15 protein-coding genes are annotated in these 18356 nt (G+C 54.8%); 7 read left to right on the top strand and 8 right to left on the bottom strand.

The genetic code is table 11. The features are described from left to right. Positions 1 to 3 precede the first annotated feature (3 nt). The 8 genes from PVT68_RS07455 to rsxA form a co-directional block, all read right to left on the bottom strand. Positions 4 to 2412 carry an MltF family protein gene (locus PVT68_RS07455; protein WP_280322081.1) on the bottom strand — a complete coding sequence of 803 codons (2409 nt, stop codon included), beginning with the start codon at positions 2410 to 2412 and terminating at the stop codon, positions 4 to 6. 254 nt (positions 2413 to 2666) lie between these two features. Then, entirely contained in the window at positions 2667 to 3386 is a 720-nt protein-coding gene (locus tag PVT68_RS07450; protein WP_280322080.1) for a TetR/AcrR family transcriptional regulator, read from the bottom strand. Positions 3387 to 3852: 466 nt separating this feature from the next. Further along, entirely contained in the window at positions 3853 to 4578 is a 726-nt protein-coding gene (locus PVT68_RS07445) for an electron transport complex subunit E (protein ID WP_280322079.1), read from the bottom strand. After that, positions 4578 to 5309 carry an electron transport complex subunit RsxG gene (gene rsxG / locus PVT68_RS07440; protein ID WP_280322078.1) on the bottom strand — a complete coding sequence of 244 codons (732 nt, stop codon included), beginning with the start codon at positions 5307 to 5309 and terminating at the stop codon, positions 4578 to 4580. The genes PVT68_RS07445 and rsxG overlap by 1 nt, the downstream gene beginning before the upstream one ends. Next, positions 5309 to 6361 carry an electron transport complex subunit RsxD gene (gene rsxD / locus PVT68_RS07435; RefSeq protein ID WP_280322077.1) on the bottom strand — a complete coding sequence of 351 codons (1053 nt, stop codon included), beginning with the start codon at positions 6359 to 6361 and terminating at the stop codon, positions 5309 to 5311. Before rsxD ends, rsxG begins: the two co-directional genes overlap by 1 nt. Positions 6362 to 6385: 24 nt before the next feature. Then, complete coding sequence (rsxC, locus tag PVT68_RS07430) at positions 6386 to 8569, bottom strand: electron transport complex subunit RsxC (protein WP_280322076.1); 2184 nt, start codon at positions 8567 to 8569, stop codon at positions 6386 to 6388. After that, entirely contained in the window at positions 8566 to 9174 is a 609-nt protein-coding gene (rsxB, locus tag PVT68_RS07425) for an electron transport complex subunit RsxB (RefSeq protein WP_280322075.1), read from the bottom strand. The genes rsxC and rsxB overlap by 4 nt, the downstream gene beginning before the upstream one ends. 13 nt (positions 9175 to 9187) lie before the next feature. Then, positions 9188 to 9763, bottom strand: a complete 576-nt coding sequence (gene rsxA, locus PVT68_RS07420; protein ID WP_280322074.1) for an electron transport complex subunit RsxA — start codon at positions 9761 to 9763, stop codon at positions 9188 to 9190. A 384-nt stretch (positions 9764 to 10147) separates the two neighbouring features. Between rsxA and PVT68_RS07415 the strand changes: the two genes are divergently transcribed. From PVT68_RS07415 to cas1c, 7 genes are all read left to right on the top strand, one after another. Further along, positions 10148 to 10984, top strand: a complete 837-nt coding sequence (locus PVT68_RS07415) for a helix-turn-helix transcriptional regulator (RefSeq protein ID WP_280322072.1) — start codon at positions 10148 to 10150, stop codon at positions 10982 to 10984. 122 nt (positions 10985 to 11106) lie between these two features. Continuing rightward, the gene (cas3, locus tag PVT68_RS07410) at positions 11107 to 13338 is read left to right on the top strand and encodes a CRISPR-associated helicase Cas3' (protein ID WP_280322070.1); all 2232 of its coding nucleotides are present in this window, start codon (positions 11107 to 11109) and stop codon (positions 13336 to 13338) included. 38 nt (positions 13339 to 13376) lie between these two features. Next, a complete protein-coding gene (gene cas5c / locus PVT68_RS07405; RefSeq protein WP_280322069.1) occupies positions 13377 to 14051 on the top strand; it encodes a type I-C CRISPR-associated protein Cas5c in 675 nt (224 codons plus the stop codon). Then, positions 14048 to 15859, top strand: coding sequence for a type I-C CRISPR-associated protein Cas8c/Csd1 (gene cas8c, locus PVT68_RS07400; protein WP_280322068.1), 1812 nt, complete (start codon positions 14048 to 14050; stop codon positions 15857 to 15859). Before cas5c ends, cas8c begins: the two co-directional genes overlap by 4 nt. Next, positions 15856 to 16725 carry a type I-C CRISPR-associated protein Cas7/Csd2 gene (gene cas7c / locus PVT68_RS07395; protein ID WP_280322067.1) on the top strand — a complete coding sequence of 290 codons (870 nt, stop codon included), beginning with the start codon at positions 15856 to 15858 and terminating at the stop codon, positions 16723 to 16725. The genes cas8c and cas7c overlap by 4 nt, the downstream gene beginning before the upstream one ends. Before the next feature lie 8 nt (positions 16726 to 16733). After that, positions 16734 to 17342: a CRISPR-associated protein Cas4 gene (gene cas4, locus PVT68_RS07390; protein ID WP_280322066.1), complete on the top strand. Its 609-nt coding sequence runs from the start codon at positions 16734 to 16736 to the stop codon at positions 17340 to 17342. Beyond that, positions 17339 to 18355, top strand: coding sequence for a type I-C CRISPR-associated endonuclease Cas1c (cas1c, locus tag PVT68_RS07385; RefSeq protein WP_280322064.1), 1017 nt, complete (start codon positions 17339 to 17341; stop codon positions 18353 to 18355). Before cas4 ends, cas1c begins: the two co-directional genes overlap by 4 nt. The last annotated feature ends 1 nt before the right edge of the window (position 18356 follow it).

Genomic DNA, 18356 nt, shown 5'->3' with positions numbered 1-18356 from the left:
TTTTTATTGGCTGCTCACAAACTGGGGTGGACTCACAAGAGGTGGGCTTACACGTTCAGCAAGATAGTCCCATTGCCTCGGACGCAAGTAATCCGGGAAAAACAAATCCATGACATTGCCGGTTTCAAGCTCGGACCTGCGTTCATAGTCTTCCAATAACGCGACGTAGGTACGAAAGCGAGCCTGAATTTTGCGCACATAGTCGTAGGGCTCTTGGCCGCGGGCGAACCCATAGCGTGCCTGTTCGTAATATTTCTTTTCCGATAACAACAGCATCGCCTTTTCCACGTTATCGAACCAGACCCTGCGGTCCCAGCCTTTTTCCTCCGCCAGATCCTGGGCGTCGTAAACGTGCCCAAGCCCAGCGTTGTAGGAGGCGAGGGTGAACCACATCATATTCTCCGGGCTGATGCCTTTATCCTCGAATTTTCGGTGCAGCCATTCAAGATACTTTATACCTGCACGTACGCTGGATTCGGGATCAAACAGGTTTTTTTCACCCACTTGCTTTCCGGTATCCGGCATAACCTGCATCAGTCCACGCGCGCCAACCCAGGATTTTGCTCTGGGGTTGAACGTACTTTCCTGAAACATTTGCGCTACGACGAGACGCCAGTCGAAATCAAATTTTTCGGCGTATTTCTTCACGAACTTGTCATAGGGTGAAATGGTGCCGTTGGCATTGAGCTCATTGATCTCGGAGCGGGTTTTCTTGGGTGCTTCGAAATATTTGGTGTAGAGCACTTTTTCCAGTTTTTTGGTGCTGTTTTTTTCGAAAAACTTGTCTACCGCTTTTAGTAGTTCGGGGTTGTTATCCCGCAACATCCACGCGTAAACGTTATCTTCCTTATGGAGATCGATAAGTTCATCAATATTTTTTCGCCATGCGTGTTCCAGCTTTACGGAAACGTCATCGGCAATGGTCAGGTCGTATTCCTTTTCTGCGACCAAGTCGATGATCTGTTGTATGTTGAGATCTTCCGGAGCCAGTTCAATTTTTACGTCGGGAACTTTTTTCTTCAGTTCCATGGCGACGTCGTATTGGCTGCTGGATTTGCGCACGTGGATCGTGCGCCCGGAAAGATCATTCAGGCTGTCAATTTTGTCATCATCGCGCCCGACCACCACTACCTTTTCCTGCATATATGGCGGGCCGAATGCCATGCCTTCATTTTGTCGGCGCTCGGTAATTGACAGCAGGCTCGCGGCAATATCGGCCTTGCCACTTTCCAACATGGTTTGAAGGTCTTGATGGGTGGGGGCGACGACAATTTCCAGTCGTAAATTCAACTCCTTGGCGAAGGCTTCTGCGAGCTCGAACTCGAAGCCCATGATTCGGCCTTTCCACATGAAGTAGGTTCCCGGATGGTTGCGGGTCAGTATTCGAATTGCGCCTCGTCTTTTTATTTCGTCAAGATCACCTACTGATCGCTGTATCGAACGGGTAAGTTTACTTTGACGGACAAAGTCGTCGATGGCGGCGAGTAGTTGTGGGGAATTTTTCCTTACCGCCCAGGCCATTTCGTATTCTTGTGGAAATACATAGTTTTTTTGCAGGTTATCCTTGAACTGTGATACCAATTCATAAATCTGCTGCTCTACGACGGTGAAGTCCAAATTGCCTTCGGATACATCGATCACCAGCTCTACATAGTTCTTTTTCGTTGCCTTGTATTTCAGGTCCAGGTGCTTTTCTGCGTATTCTTTAGCGAGTCTCTCGTAGGCTGTACCTTTTGTAATCTCGAGGGATTTCCCCTGAAGGTCGGCAACAGTGGTAACCGGCTTTTCATCGTTTCTGGAGACAAGAATAAAATGGGTGTTTGCTGTGGGAATAGAGAAGTCGACTTCCTGTTTGCGTGATTCATTCACCACCATATTGTTGGCGATGATGTCTCCTTTTCCTGCATTTAATAGCGGGATCAGCTGCTCGAAATTGTTTGCGTAAAGCACAACCGGTTCCAGCCCCAGGTGTCGGGCCATGCGTTTGGTTTCTTCCAGTTCGATATCCTGTTGTGTGGCTTCCCGGTGTAGGGAGTCGACATTGGCGATATCCACGAGAATTCTCAGCTTCCCCTGCTTTTTAATCGCATCGAGGTCGCCGGCTTCGACGTAATTGTTGTAGGCGTTGATAGGGTACTCGCCGCTAGTTTCTTCTGGCCATTTGGCTTCGGGGCGCACGTCTTTTGCGGTGGCCGGTCGCAGTCCGGTATTGGTCTGTTCTTCGGCTGCTTCCATTTCTTTCGCTTTTTCCGCGGGCGTTGGCGGAGCCGTCTTTTGCTGGTCCGTATGCTCCGCGGCAGCTTTACCGGATTGTTTGTCATTGTGTGCGGTTGCAGAGTCTCGCTGGCAGGCGGCGAAGGCCAACAGCATCAGCAGAACGCAGAAAATAGCCTGGCGGGAAAGCGAATTCATGGCACTCGTTCAAACATCCGGTGTTATCACTATCAGTCTAGTCGCTCATTGTAGTCACGAATATTTTGTGCCGCGGATACCGAGTAAATTGCGCCAGCCCTTGTGGGACGGAAAGGAAGGTTTTGCGTTTCAGCCGCGGCAGATTGCGGCTTCGAGGAGTTCTGCTGTGAGCTGAAGTCAGTCGGGGAGTGAAGAGGTCGCAGGCAGTTTTAAGCTGCCTGCGAAGGCGCGGAGAAGATCGCCGCTGGGGGCTGTCAGGCCGTTTTTGATGGCAGGATTTGCGGCGCCAGGGTCTCTGCTTGTGCCGGAATTATACCTTTGATCATCATGGATACCGAGCGCTCCAGCAGGGGCGAATCGATGGAGATTGCGCCACTGAGTACCTGGAATTCGAGGTTGAGGATAGTGCCGTGTACAACCTGCGCAGCGGCGAGGGGATCGGCCAACTGCAGCAATTCAAAGAATTCCACGATCAGATTCTGAATGGCCTGGTTGGCCATGCGCACCGCCTTGGTCAACTGTTCATTGCGCAGGGCCTCGTTCTTGAAGGCAAGTTCAATGATGCGGTTGTCGCGGCTACTGGCCTGGGCGCGGATGTGGTTCAGGACAAAGCGGGTGAGTTGTTGAATCAGCTGGCGGCGGCCGGCAGCCGAGGCCAGCTGTTCCGGTGTGAGCTGACGGGCCGCGGCGAAACTGTCGTCCTGCAGTTGCCGGGTCTCCATAACATTCTTTTCTACGAAATAGGTAAAGGAGTCGCTGATAAGATCATTCAGGTCTTTGAAGTAATACGTGGTCGCGGCAAGGGGGACTGCCGCTTCCCGGGCGACTGCGCGGTGGCGGATACCGCGGATACCTTCTTTTACGATCAGTCGCAATGTGCCCTCAAGGATCGCTTTGCGGCGTTGACGGCTATCGGCGCGCTGGGCGCGACGCCCTTGATAGACCAGTTCAGACTTTCCATTGTCTACAGTCATGATGACGGTAATTCCTGTGCTGGATAAAGCAGAAAACTATCGGAAATCAGGTAGTACAAATTCCGGATAAAATTAACGTTATTGATAGAGGGGTGTTGGCGACGTTGCCTGTACACAGTGATCCGCCCGTAGAAGCTTCCAGTCGTTCCCGTTGATCGGCAGGGTTTAATTTGCCGGTTTATTCTGTGAATCAGTCTAACGAATGTCTTGGACCAAATGCCATGAGTGGCTGTGACCGGTTAGGCACTATCAAACGGTCGCACTATTTTAACGTGACGGTGAAGGTTGGCTACTCAGGTTTTTGTTATTGTGAATAAAATCCCATTACATTCCATTACATGGGAAATTGTTTGAATCATTGTTCGGAAATTGAGAAATGATTTTCTTTGGGTCTATAAAAAATGCCGGCGCTGTTCACCAGGCCGGCATTTTTTGCGGAATATAGTGGATCTATTCAGTGAGAACGTTACTGGATTTTTCCTGTGGTGCGCACACGCTTGCTGCCGCTGACAATTTTTACCGAAGTGTTGCGCCGCCGTTCAATTCCGGCATCAATGGCATTTTTGGCCGCAATCAGCAAACCCGCCACAAGAAAGGCTCCCGGCGGCAGTACCGCCACCAGAAACCCGGAGTAGTCCTGTCCCATGACCGGAATGGCCCAGTTTGCGGCGACCGGGCCGAGCAGCAGTTCCATGTCACTGAATAAGGTGCCGCGACCGATAATTTCCCGCACCGCACCGATCACAACAAGCACCGCACTGAACCCGAGTCCCATCATAAGTCCATCCAATAGGGACGGCAGTACCGGATTCTTGCTGGCAAAGGCATCGGCGCGGCCGAGAATTGCACAGTTGGTCACGATCAGTGGAATGAAAATGCCCAGCACCAGATAGAGTTCGTAGGTAAAGGCTTTCATCAACAGTTCGGCACAGGTGACAAAGGTGGCGATAATCATCACCGACGCAGGCAGCCGCACGGTCTCCGGCATCTGGTGACGTACCAGGGACACCGCCAGGTTGGAGCAGGCCAGTACCGCGGTGGTGGCAAGGCCCAGACCGATGGCATTGACCACCGAACCGGTGACCGCCAGCAGCGGACAGAGCCCGAGCAACTGCACCAGTGCAGGGTTGTTTTTCCACAGACCGTTGTGGGTGATTTCGCTGTAGTTGGGTGTTGAGCCTGGGGTGGCCATCAGTTGTTCTCCCCGTTGTTTTTCTTACTGCTTGCCCCGTTACCGTTAGCGGACTTTTCCCCGTCGGAAGCCTGCGGCTGCGCGACCTCAACGGCGCGGTTGGACACCGGCGCAGTGAAAATTTCCTGGTGATGCTCCTTCACAAAGTCGAGCACCCTGCGCACCTGATTGACCACGGCGCGCGGGGTAATGGTGGCACCAGTGAACTGATCGAAGGCGCCGCCGTCTTTCTCTACCGCCCACATGTCCCGTCCCGGATCCTGTAGGGACTTGCCATTGAACGAGAGTATCCAGTCGCTTTTCTTCACTTCCACCTTATCGCCGAGACCGGGTGTTTCTGCGTGACTGGTGACCCGTACTCCGGCTATGGTGCCGTCGAAATTGACCCCAACCAGCAAACGGATGGGGCCGGAGTAGCCATCCGGAGCGACGGCGGGGATGATCACGGCCGTCACACGGCCGTCAGCTTGCCGGGCCAGGTTGATATCCGCCTGCTGCTTCAACCCCAGCAGTGCCCAGTACTGTTTGGGAATGGGATAGGTGTCCACCAGCAGGTCGTTGCTGTGGCGCTCGATGGGGATGATCTCCAACAGCGCCCTGGCCGACGCCTCTCGGATAGCCCGCTCGATGGGCTCTTTGGTGGTGATCTGGGTGATGGCGAGGGTGCCGGCGGTGGCGAGGGCGAACAGGGCCAGTACCACCGCATTGGAACCGATGGAGCGCTTCAGCATCACTGTTCCTCCAGGTCGGTGGCCTTGCGCGCGGCCTTGTGGCCATAGGTGCGCGGCAGCGTGTAGTTATCGATAAAGGGTGCGGCGAAGTTCATCAGCAGCACCGCAAACGCCACCGCATCCGGATAGGCGCCCCAGGCGCGGATCACGAACACCAGCAGTCCTACGCCGGCGCCAAAAATCAGCCGGCCCTTGTTGCTGGTGCAACCGCTTACCGGATCGGTAACGATAAAGAAGGCCCCGAGCATGGTGGCACCGGAAAACAGATGCAGCAGTGGTGAGCCCTCACTCAGGGAGCTGCCCCCGTCGTAAAACACTACAGAAAGGATGGCCAGGGTGGCGAGCATAGCCACCGGTGCGTGCCAGGTAATCAAACGGCGGTACAGCAGGAACAGGCCGCCCAGCAGGAAGCCGAGGTTGGCCATCTCCCAGCCGATACCGGCGACGTTACCCTGGCTGAACACTGGTTCCATCTGGTATAGCTGGGCGAGAATGGTAGATTCGTTGTGGCGAACGATTTCCAGCGGTGTGGCGCGGGTGAAACCGTCCACATTCATATGGCCGAAGATCAGGGCGAAGGTTTCTTTCAGGTCGGGGGTGCCATGGATCAGCTCAGCCGGCGCTACCCAGCGGGTCATCTCTACCGGATAGCTGATCAGCAGTACCACGTAGCCCACCATCGCGGGGTTGAACGGATTGTAGCCCATGCCGCCGTACAGTTGTTTTGCCAGTGCGATAGCGACGAAGGCGCCCAATACCGGCAGCCACCAGGCGCAGTAGGGGGGCAGGGCAATACCCAGCAACAGGGCTGTTACCAGGGCGCTGTAGTCCTTCAGGTAAAAGCCCACGGGGCGATTGCGCAGTTTCATGACCGCGGCTTCGGTGACCAGCGCGGTGGCGACACACAGGGCGATATTGATCAGGACACCCACGCCAAAGTAGATCACCAGCGCCAGTATGCCGGGTATGGTGGCGGCGGCCACCTGCAGCATCACCTTGGCGGTGCTCTGGCCCGAGTGGGCGTGGGGGGATGTGATTCGCATCAGGGACATGGTATTTCTCTTTTCTCCCTCGCCTCAGTCCTGCTCGCCGGCCTGTTGCTGTTTGTCTGCCAGCTTGTCCTGCAGTTTGCTAAGCGCAGTTTCAAACGCGGCGGTGTTGGGGTCGTCTTCACTGCGGGCTTTTTGCAGCCGCGCTTCGGCCTTTGCCACCCTTTTTTTCAGCGCGTCGATTTCCGAAGTGAGCTTTTCCTGAGGGCTCATGCTGGCGCGGGCGGCGGCAGCGGCCCTGGCTTTCTCAATGGCGGCATTTGCGGCTGAGGACGAAGCGCCGGCCACGGTCAGTTTGTCTTCGGCGATGGACGGTTCCGCGTCGCTGGCTGCGGCCGGGGATAGATCCGATGCCGGTGTCGACGCAGCCGGTTGTGCGTTCTGTTTTTGGGCTTCGGCCAGCTTGTCGCGGGCGTCCTGAAGTTTCAGCTCGGCGGTCTTCAGCTGCGCTTCCAGTTGTGGGCGCTGCGCTTCGTCCGCCTCGGCCACTTTCTGTAACATCCGCTCCACTCTGTGCTCGGCACTGGTGAGTGTGCGCTGGGCCCGGGCCAGCTGCTGCTCCGGAGAGGCCTGTTTGGCCTTTACCCGTGCCATAGCCGCGGCGACGACATCGGATTCCTGCTTGGCGGCCTGCGCCTCCGGAGAGTCGGCGTTCTGCTCGCGCTGCTTGCGGGCTTCTTCCGCGGCTATCTTGCGCGCCAGGCGTTTGGCTTCTTTTTCCTGCTCGGCCTTTTCCAGGCGCAGCTTGCGATACTCGAAGCGCTCGCGCGCACGATCGGCCTTTTCCTTTTCCAGTCGCGCTTCGCGGATATCGCCCTTGGCGGCGCGATAGTACTGCACCAGTGGAATACTGGAGGGGCACACATAGGAGCAGGCGCCGCACTCGATGCAGTCGAACAGATTGTAAGCCTGGAGCTTTTCGCGGTCCTCGGCGCGCGCATACCAGTAAAGCTGCTGGGGCAGCAGGCTGGCGGGGCAGGCCTCTGCACACAGGCCGCAGCGGATACAGGCCTGCGCCGGCGGCGGTGGTGGCAGCTCTTGATAGGTGGGCGCGAGAATACAGTTGGTGGTTTTTACCACCGGCGCGTTTTCGTCCTCGACGGTGTAACCCATCATTGGCCCGCCGATCACGATACGCTGCAGTTGTTTGCGGTCGATACCGTGGTTTTCCAGGATATGGCGAATGGGGGTGCCGAGAGGTACCTCGATATTGCGCTGGCGGGCCAGGGATTCCCCCACCACCGTCGTCACACGGCTGATCAGCGGTTCGCCCAGGGTGACTGCACGGAATACCGCGCGTGCGGTGCCCACGTTCTGGCACACGATGCCCACATTGGCCGGCAGGCCCTCATTGGGTACTTCGCGCCCGGTCAGAATCTGGATCAGCTGCTTTTCACCACCGGACGGATACTTGGTAGGGAAGACCACCACATGGAAGCGGGTACCTTCCGCGGCCTGTTTCATGGCGGCGATGGCTTCCGGCTTGTTGTCCTCGATACCGATGAGTACCCGCTCTGGCTGGTCCAGCAGGTGCGCAAGTATTTCCACACCACCGATGATTTCACCGGCGCGCTCGCGCATCAGCATATCGTCCGCGGTGATATAGGGCTCGCACTCGGTACCGTTAATGATCAGGGTGTCGATGACCGCGCCGCCGCGGGGGCTGAGTTTCACCGCGGTGGGGAAGCCTGCACCGCCCATGCCGGCGATACCGGAGTTGCGGATCTGCTCCAAGAGTTCTTCCGCATCACGATTTTTGTAGTCCGCCAGCGGAGTGAGCGCACACCATTCATCGCGGCCGTCGGTGCGGATCTGGATACAGTCCGCCACCATGCCGGAGGGGTGGGGCACCGTCATCGGCTCAATGGCAACCACCTTGCCGGAAGAGGGCGCGTGTACCGGGCAGCTTACCGGACCGTCGGCCTCGGCAATCTTCTGGCCTTTCAATACCAGGTCGCCGAGCTTGACCAGCGGAATGGCGGTGGCGCCGATATGCTGATTCAGCGGCACGATCAAATCTTCCGCCAGCGGAATGCTACCTATGGGCTCGGCGGTGGATTGATGCTTGTTTTCCGGCGGGTGGATGCCGCCGTGGAAATCGTTGATCTTCAGCTCGCGGGACAGATCCCGGGCTTTTTCACTGGCGATCAGGTGCGCTTCGCGGGCCGCACGGTGCTCGTTGGCGTGGTGCCTTTCATCTACCTGGCTCATGCTGCACTCCGGTCATCGAGGTGCAGGTCGGGTCTGTCACTGGCGATCAATTGAATACCGTCTTTGGGTTTGTTCGGGTGCCACTGCTGTAGGCTCGTCTCCAATGGCACCATATCGATACAGTCCACCGGGCAGGGTTCCACACACAGGTCGCAGCCGGTGCACTCGTCCACAATCACCGTGTGCATCTGCTTGGCGGCGCCGACGATGGCGTCGACCGGGCAGGCCTGGATGCACTTGGTGCAGCCGATGCACTCCGCCTCGCGGATAAACGCCACTTTCTTGACGTCTTCTACCCCATGCTCGGCATCCAGGGCCGGAGCTTCCACGTCCAGCAGGTTGGCGAGTTCATTGATGGTGGCCTGGCCACCGGGGGGGCATTTGTTGATGGCCTCGCCATTGGCGATGGCCTCGGCGTAGGGGCGGCAGCCCGGGTGGCCGCACTGGCCGCACTGAGTTTGGGGTAGCAGGGCGTCGATCTGGTCGACGATAGGGTCACCCTCCACCTTGAAACGCACCGCGGCAAAGCCCAGCAGGCCACCGAAAATAAGTGCCATTCCGCCGAGAACCAGCAGGGGCGTGGATACGTCAGACAGCCATTCCATTATCGCCTCCTCCTTATACCAATCCGCTAAAGCCCATAAAGGCCAGGGACATCAGTCCCGCCGTCATCATACCGATGGCCGCGCCCTTGAAGGGTTTGGGCACGTCGGCCATCGCAAGGCGTTCACGCATGGCGGAGAATAGGATCAATACCAGGGAAAATCCCACCGCCGCGCCGAATCCGTACAGGGTGGATTGGACAAAATTGTTTGCCTTCAGGGTATTCTGCAGCGCCACGCCCAGCACCGCGCAGTTGGTGGTGATAAGGGGAAGGAAAACCCCCAGCACCCGGTACAGGAGCGGGCTGGTTTTCTCGATAAACATCCGCGCAAACTGCACTACCACCGCGATCACCAGAATGAAGGAAATGGTGCGCAGGTATTCCATGCCGAAGGGTTCGAGCAGGTAGGTATTCACCAGATAGGAACAGATGGCTGCCAGGGTCAACACAAAGGTCGTGGCGCCGGCCATGCCGATGGCTGTTTCCAGCTTGTTGGAAACCCCCATGAACGGACACAGGCCGAGGAACTGCACCAGCACATAGTTGTTCACCAGGATGGTGGAGAGCAGGATGACGGTAAATTCGGTCATAGGTAGTCCGTTCAGGCTTACTGCCGGCGTTGCACTTGTATAAAAAGTAGCCGGGTTGGGCGCGGCGACATAGAGGTGGTCAGTTGATCTTACCTGACCCTCACGCCGGGGTTTGTCAACGCGGTCTGTAGAGGTGAAAAAAGTACCTGTCAATCGGGGGCGGTATTATGGGGGAGCGGGTATGGGCGTTCAACTTGGTGACTATGTCATTTTGGGATATCGGTAGACGGTAGGCCGATGCGCAGGAAAAGCGATAGGTTTCAAACGAGATTTTGTCGGTTTTGTGCAAAATTTCGGCGTAACAGGGTGTAATTGACCCGCCTCTATCAATGTCGTAAAAGGTGCCAACCAGTTCTCAAAAATAAAGGCGGCCCGGTTAGCACCATGGAAGAAGTACAGAACCGCCGTTTCTGGCTCATTGAGTTGATCGCATACTGGGAAGGTCGGCTCACTACAAAGCATCTATGCGACTTCTTTGATATCAGTCGACAGCATGCCAGTACGGAAATTAACCGATACCGCAAAGCCTTTCCCGAAAACCTGATGGAGTACCGTCACAAGGATAAGGCGAACCTGCCCAGCGCCGACTTCTGCTGCCATTACATCAATGGCGACGTAGCGGAATATCTCAGTTGGATGAGTGGCTTCCAGGCACAACCCCTTTCACATCAATCCTCGATATACCTGCCGCATTTCATCCTTCCCCACCCGCCCAGGAATGTCACTCCAGAGGTCATACGTCCGCTGGTGCGCGCCCTGCGCGAATCCCGCCGCGTAGAGGTGGACTACGGCTCCATCGCCAACCCTGACCGTGAGGGCCGCGTGATTGTCCCCCACACCTTCGTCAATACCGGTCCCCGCTGGCATTTACGCGCCTGGTGTGAAAAGAACGGTGAATACCGTGACTTTGTCTTGAGTCGCTTCCATGGTCAGCCGGAGATATTGAATAACTCAGTACAAACCGCAGAGCGTGATATCGACTGGAGCACGCTAGTTACTGTGGTTGTGGAGCCGGACTTCCGGCTCAGTGAAGAGCAAAAGGCCGTGCTGGAACACGACTATGGCTTGGAAAACGGTCAACTCCATCTGACAACCCGCGCTCCACTGGTGAACTATTTGCTTCAGGAAATGCGGGTGAATACCAAAATGCTTGAGGGCCGACCGGAGGCGCAGCAGCTGGTACTTGTCAACTATGACGACGTTAAACAGTGGCTATTTTAAGCGCATACCGCCTGGGTTTCGCCTGGAATGTCAATTGGGATTACGTGGGGATTTGTGCAGTGTTTGTAGTTGACGGTGCTGCGGTTAAATTTGGGTTAATCAAAATTTAGGATAGAAATCCAATGTCGGAGTTACCGCGGATTGACTTTTATGCACACTCAACCGAAAGGGACGACAAATCGGACTGGCAGACGCTAGCTGGACATCTTTCTGCGGTAGGAGAGCTGGCTGCGCAGAAAGCAGCCATCTTTGGGGGGGAGGGTGCTGCCAGTGCGGAAGGGTTGCTACACGATCTCGGCAAGTACACGGAAGAATTTCAGCAGAGGCTGGAGGGCAGCCCGGCACGTGTAGACCACGCTACACATGGTGCCGTGATGGCGGTCGAGCGTTTTGGTCCCATGGGAAAGCTTATCGCATATGCCATTGCCGGTCACCACGCGGGCCTCGCCAATGGCCGCGACAGTGGTGAGCGCACAAGTCTCAAAGACCGTTTGAGAAAGGAGTTGCCGCAACTTCTGCCCCGCTGGGAAAGTGAGATTGAACTGCCGGAGACCTTGCTACCGCCGGAGAGCTTCCGGCCCGTAAAAGGTCGCGGTGCCTTTCAGCTCTCCTTTCTCGGTCGCATGCTCTTTTCCTGCCTTGTGGATGCGGATTATCTCGATACCGAGGCCTTTTACCTCAAAAAGGACAAGGGGCTAGAAGGCCGCGACCAGGTATTTCCATCCCTGTCTGCGCTGCGGGAACGGTTGGATCAAACGCTCAGCCAGTTCAAGCCGGATTCCGAGGTAAACCGTATCCGTGCCGGGATACTTGAGCATGTGCGTAGTAACTCGGGACAAGCGCCAGGGCTCTTCTCTCTTAATGTGCCCACGGGGGGCGGGAAGACGCTAGCCTCCTTGGCGTTCGCTTTGGATCACGGCATAGCCCACGGCTTGCGCCGCGTGATCTTCGTAATTCCCTTCACCAGTATCGTTGAGCAGAACGCCGCGGTATTCCGCCAGGCGTTGGGCGATTTGGGCGACGCGGCAGTATTGGAACACCACAGCGCCTTTACTGATGACGGGACCAAAAGCAGTGATCCGCAATCGATAGATAAGCTCCGTCTGGCAATGGAGAACTGGGAAGCACCGATCGTCGTAACCACTTCGGTGCAATTTTTCGAGAGCCTGTTCGCCAATCGAAGCTCCCGCTGCCGCAAGCTGCACAATATCGCCGGCAGTGTAGTGATTCTGGACGAAGCACAAACGCTGCCGCTCAAGTTACTGGTGCCCTGCGTTACGGCAATGGATGAACTGGCTATGAACTATCGAACCAGTCTTGTCCTGTGTACTGCAACGCAGCCAGCGCTGAAAGTGGAAGAGGGCTTCGCAAGCGGGCTGACGAATGTGCGAGAGCTGGCCCCCGAGCCTGCACAACTGCTCAGACAACTGGAGCGGGTAAGGGTGCATTATCGCGGCCCGCTTACCGACGAAGAGCTGGTGGCCGAGATAGCCCAGCGTGAGCAGGTACTATGTATCGTCAACAGCCGCCGCCACGCCCGCAGCCTATATCAGTCAATTTCCCATCTGCCGGGTGCACGCCACCTCACCACTTTGATGTGCGCCAAGCATCGCAGCCATGCGCTGAAGGAGATTCGGCAGCTGTTAAAGAGCGGCGAGCCTTGCCGGTTGATTGCCACGTCATTGATCGAAGCGGGTGTTGATGTGGATTTCCCCACGGTATTTCGCGCTGAAGCTGGATTGGACTCCATTGCCCAGGCCGCCGGCCGCTGCAACCGCGAGGGGCGGCGGCATTCGGTGGAAAGCAACGTATACGTGTTTGCTGTTGCCAGCGACTGGCCCACGCCACCAGATGTAGAGCAGTTCGCCGGGGCTGCACGCTCTGTCTTCCGCCGCTACGTAAATCCGCTGTCCTTGGATGCGATCCAAGATTACTTCCGTGAACTCTACTGGGTGAAAGGTCGGGATCAATTGGGCGCACCCATGCTGAAATCGGTGGAAGACGGCCAATTGGATGGTATTCCCTACGAAAATCTGGCCAGGGATTTCCGCATGATCGACAGCAAAATGTTGCCTGTCATTGTGCCCTACGACGACGAGGCAAAAAATGCGTTGCGAGCTTTAGCGTGGGCGGAATCCTGTGGCGGCATTGCGCGCAGGCTACAACCCTATCTGGTGCAGTTGCCGGAGAAGGCTTTCAAAACACTGAGGGGCACTGGGGCAATTCAGCCCGTGCAGTTTGACCGCTTCGGCGAACAGTTTATGGAGCTGGTGAATGAGGATATGTACCACAAAAAATTTGGATTGGACTGGGACGACCCGTCGTTTATCAGCGCGGAAAAATCGGTGATGTAAACAAGTCGCTGCATAGTGGCGTGGATCTTGGAGGAACAATGGCATACGGAACAAGATTGATGGTCTGGGGCGAGCGGGCCTGTTTTACCCGACCGGAGATGAAAGTGGAGAGGGTAAGTTACGATGTAATTACCCCCTCGGCGGCACGCGGTATTCTGGAGGCCATTCATTGGAAGCCGGCCATCCGCTGGGTAATCGATCGGATACAGGTACTCAAACCTATCCGCTTTGAATCGATACGCCGAAATGAAGTGGGCAGCAAGATCAGTGCGCGTAACGTGAGTTCCGCAATGAACGCCGGCACTACCGCGGGGCTGGTCAATTACGTGGACGATCCGAAAGAACGACAGCAGCGTGCCGCCACCGTACTGCGTGACGTAGCGTATGTGATTGAAGCGCATTTTGAAATTACCGAAAAGGCAGGTGCAGACGACAGCGAAGGTAAACACCTGGATATCTTCAATCGTCGCGCACGCAAGGGGCAATATTTCCATGCGCCTTGTATGGGTGTGCGTGAGTTTCCGGCAAATTTCCGTCTTTTTGAGGAAGGTGAGCCGGAGCCGGACGTATCACTGGTTGGCGAGCGCGATCTAGGGTGGATGCTACACGATTTCGATTTTAAGAACGGTTGTGAACCACGATTCTTCCGCGCTTGCATGCGTGACGGCTTGATCGAGGTTCCGCCGTTTGTCAGTGAGGAGGTAAAAGCATGATCCTCTCGGCACTAAATAACTACTATCAGCGCCTAATGGCAAGGCAAGTAGATGGCGTGGCACCTTTTGGGTATAGCCAAGAGAAAATTAGCTTTGTACTGCTCTTGTCCAAGAAGGGAGAGTTAGTTGATGTGTGGAAAATTCTTGATACTACAGGGAAGAGGCCTGAAGCGAGATTGCTTTGTGTGCCGCAGCCTGAAAAGCGTACATCTGGAGTTAAATCAAATTTTCTCTGGGATAAAACTAGTTATGCACTTGGGGTAAGCTCAACAAGTAAGAGAGCAAGTGAAGAGCATCTTGCGTTTAAACTGTTGCATAAGGAAGCACTTTCTGATGTTAAAGATCCATCGGTTGTGGCGTTTCTAAAATTTCTCGACGCTTGGAACCCTGCTGACTATGAGAAATACGATAGGCTCACACGTTTTGGCGATGAGTTGATGGATTCGAATGTTGTTTTTCGTGTCGACGGAGAGTTTTGCTATCTTCATGAAAGTTCCGTTGCGCAAAAAATTATCACTCAGCGGCACAGGGAAGAGGAGCAGGACAGTAAATCTCTTTGCTTGGTGACTGGAGAAGAAGATTCTATCGCGCGACTTCACCCTGTTGTGAAAGGAGTTAATGGTGCTCAGAGTTCTGGGGCAAATATTGTTTCATTCAATCGAGAAAATCCCGCCTTTAGTTCTTACGGGAAGGTTCAAGGAGATAATGCGCCAGTTTCAATAAATGCTGCATTTGGATATACCACGGCCTTAAATCATCTTCTCCGAAAAGGCAGTCGCCAGCGACTGCAGCTGGGGAATACCTCGGTAGTTTTCTGGGCGGAATCCAGTTCAACTGCGAATGCGGAGGCGGCAGAGGGATTATTCTCCGGGCTACTCGACCCGTCAGCGACCGATGATTCTGAGGCTGATAAGCTGCGATCAGCTCTGGAAGTCGTAGCCAAGGGCCGACCTATGAGAGAACTCGATCCGGAACTGGAAGACGACACTAGAGTGTGCGTACTTGGTCTCGCACCCAATGCATCCCGTCTATCGGTACGTTTCTGGGAGTCCGGATCACTGCACAGCTTTGTCGAGCGTCTGGCGCAGCATTATCGGGATCTGGAATTGCAGCCACTGCCTTGGAAAAGGGAGCCTTCTGTAGGTTGGTTATTGTTGCAAACAATTCCTCCACATGAGCGGTTCGATAACAATAAGAACATCAAAAAAAATGCTCACGAGAAGGTAAAACCAAATTTGACGGGGGAAATGATCCGTGCAGTTTTAACTGGAGGTCGTTATCCCCAGAGCCTACTTGCAAATCTAATCATGCGTATGCGTGCCGACGGCGATATCTCGCCTTTGCGCGTGGCTCTGTGTAAAGCGGTATTGGTCAGAGATGCGCGTATTGCCAATAAATTGAAAGAAAAGGAGATCCCTATGAGTCTAGACATAGAAAATGTCGAACCTGGCTACCTGCTGGGGCGGCTCTTCGCCGTGCTAGAAAATGCACAGGAAAAAGCCCTGGGGGGTAGCGTTAACTCAACAATTCGTGATCGCTATTACGGTTCCGCTTCCGCCACGCCGGCCATCGTATTCCCAGTGTTAGTACGCAATGCCCAGCATCATCTCAGCCGTCTGCGAAAAGACAACAGGGGAGCGGCGAAAAATCTTGCAAAGCAGATCAATGAAATCGTTGATAAGTTGCCAAGTTTCCCGAAGAGTCTGCGCATCGAGGCTCAAGGGCGCTTTGCCATTGGTTACTATCACCAGAACAAAGCCCGCTACGTCGGTCAGGAATCCAGTATTGAAGAAGGAGTTGAATTATGAGTGCCATCACTAACCGCTATGAATTTGTTTTTTTGTTTGATGTAACCAATGGCAACCCCAACGGTGATCCTGATGCCGGTAACTTGCCGCGCCTGGACCCGGAAACCAACCAGGGCCTGGTGACCGATGTCTGCCTGAAGAGGAAGATTCGCAATTATGTGAGTCTGGAGAAAGAAGCTGAGGCTGGTTACAAAATTTACATGCAGGAAAAGTCGGTGTTGAACAACCAGCACAAGCTGGCTTATGAAGCGCTTGATATTGAATCAGTACCCAAGAAACTGCCAAAAGAGGAGGCCAAGGCCAGGGAGTTGACGGCCTGGATGTGCAAAAATTTCTTTGATGTGCGGGCCTTCGGTGCCGTGATGACGACTGAAATCAACGCCGGCCAGGTGCGAGGCCCCATCCAGATGGCTTTCGCTTCCTCGATTGATCCCGTGGTGCCCATGGAGGTTTCCATCACGCGCATGGCGGTAACCAACGATCGGGATCTAGAGAAAGAGCGCACTATGGGACGAAAATACATCGTTCCTTATGGTCTCTACCGCGCCCACGGATACATATCGGCCAAACTTGCCGAGCGCACCGGATTTTCCGATGGCGATCTGGAGCTTCTGTGGCGTGCGTTCATCAACATGTTCGAACACGATCGTTCCGCTGCGCGCGGTGAAATGTCCGCACGGAAACTGATCGTGTTCAAGCACGATCATCCGATGGGTAATGCACCGGCCCACAAGTTATTTGAATCAGTCAAGGTTGAGAGAGTTGAAGGTGAGGATGATTCTCCTGCTCGTGGCTTCCAGGATTATCGTGTGACGGTCGATGCTGAATCCCTGCCAGTAGGGGTGTCCGTCGAGGAAAAACTGTAGGTCGCACTATGGACGATTTTCTGCCCCTTTCTGCACTTCAGCACTACGCCTACTGTCCGCGGCAGTTCGCGCTGATTCATATAGAGCAGGCGTGGGCAGAAAATCGCTATACCGCGGAAGGGAGGATACTGCACGAGCGTGTGGATTCCGGTGTAGCCGAGCAGCGCAAGGATGTACGTTTTGAGCGCAGTGTAATGTTGCGCTCGGAGCATCTTCGTCTGACAGGGAAGCTCGACCTGTTGGAAGTTCATGGTAGTGAGCGCTTTGTCCCGGTGGAATACAAACGGGGTAAGCCCAAGTTAGTGGACTGGGATCGCATTCAGGTATGTGCTCAGGCGTTGTGTATCGAGGAAATGCGCTCCATTCAGGTGACTGAAGGCGCTATCTGGTACTGGGAAGTTCGACGGCGGGAGCTGGTGGCGCTGAGTCCTGACCTACGTAATTTGACTCTCTCGATGATTGAAAACTGCCACTCATTGATCGAGCTAGGCCAAACGCCGAAGCCGATATCGGACAATAGCCGCTGCCGAGCCTGTTCGCTTAGAGACCTGTGTGGTCCAGATCGTTTCCGTCGCGACAACTCAGTCCGCTATGCAAGGGAGTTGTTTGAATTTTGAAAAAACTGCTCAACACTCTGTACATTACCCGTCAGGAAAGCTATCTGCACAAGGATCGGGAAACGATTGTCATCAAACAGGGTGACGAGAAATTAGGTCAGTTCCCAGCACTTTCCCTGGGAGGAATCCTATGTTTTGGTCGGGTTTCCGTGTCGCCGTTCTTGATGGGTTACTGTGCGGAAAATGGTATTTCTATTGCATTTTATACGGAATACGGTCGGTTTCTCGCCAGAGTTCACGGGCGTCAGACCGGGAATGTATTGCTGCGCAGAACGCAATATCGTTGGGCAGATTGTAGTGATCGCAGCAAAGAGATTGCTCGGTTGTTTGTTGCAGCGAAAATCGCCAATAGCCGTTCAGTACTTCTGAGGGAACTCAGGAATCATGGCGATAATCCTAGACTCACTACTGCTGCGGATAGACTGGCATCCAGTCTGAGACGTGCGCGTACTGCCAAATCTGTAGATGAAGTGCGCGGTATCGAGGGCGATGCCGCGAGCTGTTATTTCTCTGTATTTGATGAGCTACTACGAGGTTCCGGGTTTGCGTTTGGTGGTAGAGTCAGGCGGCCACCAACAGACCCTATCAATGCGCTGCTATCTTTTATTTATTCTCTTGTTACGCAGGAATGTGTCTCTGCATTACAGGGAGTGGGACTCGATCCTTATGTTGGATTTCTGCACAGGGATCGACCAGGCCGAGCCAGTCTCGCGTTGGATCTTCTAGAGGAATTCCGAGCCTCTTGGGCTGACCGCTTTGTCCTCACACTGGTTAATCGTCGACAGATCCAGTCCGGAGATTTTGTCACTGAAGCGAGTGGGGCTGTGCGACTACAAGAAGACGCCCGGAAAAAGCTTTTAACACTTTACCAGCAGCGCAAGCAGGAGGAGTTAACGCACCCTTATCTACAAGAGCAGTTGCCAATTGGCCTGTTACCTCACAGTCAAGCTCTGCTGTTGGCCCGGCATCTAAGAGGGGATACAGAGTGCTATACACCCTACGTGGTGAAATGAA

This window comes from Microbulbifer bruguierae (assembly GCF_029869925.1).
GTDB classification, from domain to species: Bacteria; Pseudomonadota; Gammaproteobacteria; order Pseudomonadales; family Cellvibrionaceae; genus Microbulbifer; species Microbulbifer bruguierae.
This window is presented reverse-complemented; position numbering and strand designations above follow the sequence as displayed.

Bases quoted from the DNA above. Each gene is read 5' to 3' on its own strand.
- PVT68_RS07455 (WP_280322081.1), bottom strand. From the start codon at position 2,412: ATGAATTCGCTTTCCCGCCAGGCTATTTTCTGCGTTCTGCTGATGCTG.
- PVT68_RS07450 (WP_280322080.1), bottom strand. From the start codon at position 3,386: ATGACTGTAGACAATGGAAAGTCTGAACTGGTCTATCAAGGGCGTCGC.
- PVT68_RS07445 (WP_280322079.1), bottom strand. From the start codon at position 4,578: ATGGCCACCCCAGGCTCAACACCCAACTACAGCGAAATCACCCACAAC.
- rsxG (WP_280322078.1), bottom strand. From the start codon at position 5,309: ATGCTGAAGCGCTCCATCGGTTCCAATGCGGTGGTACTGGCCCTGTTC.
- rsxD (WP_280322077.1), bottom strand. From the start codon at position 6,361: ATGTCCCTGATGCGAATCACATCCCCCCACGCCCACTCGGGCCAGAGC.
- rsxC (WP_280322076.1), bottom strand. From the start codon at position 8,569: ATGAGCCAGGTAGATGAAAGGCACCACGCCAACGAGCACCGTGCGGCC.
- rsxB (WP_280322075.1), bottom strand. From the start codon at position 9,174: ATGGAATGGCTGTCTGACGTATCCACGCCCCTGCTGGTTCTCGGCGGA.
- rsxA (WP_280322074.1), bottom strand. From the start codon at position 9,763: ATGACCGAATTTACCGTCATCCTGCTCTCCACCATCCTGGTGAACAAC.
- PVT68_RS07415 (WP_280322072.1), top strand. From the start codon at position 10,148: ATGGAAGAAGTACAGAACCGCCGTTTCTGGCTCATTGAGTTGATCGCA.
- cas3 (WP_280322070.1), top strand. From the start codon at position 11,107: ATGTCGGAGTTACCGCGGATTGACTTTTATGCACACTCAACCGAAAGG.
- cas5c (WP_280322069.1), top strand. From the start codon at position 13,377: ATGGCATACGGAACAAGATTGATGGTCTGGGGCGAGCGGGCCTGTTTT.
- cas8c (WP_280322068.1), top strand. From the start codon at position 14,048: ATGATCCTCTCGGCACTAAATAACTACTATCAGCGCCTAATGGCAAGG.
- cas7c (WP_280322067.1), top strand. From the start codon at position 15,856: ATGAGTGCCATCACTAACCGCTATGAATTTGTTTTTTTGTTTGATGTA.
- cas4 (WP_280322066.1), top strand. From the start codon at position 16,734: ATGGACGATTTTCTGCCCCTTTCTGCACTTCAGCACTACGCCTACTGT.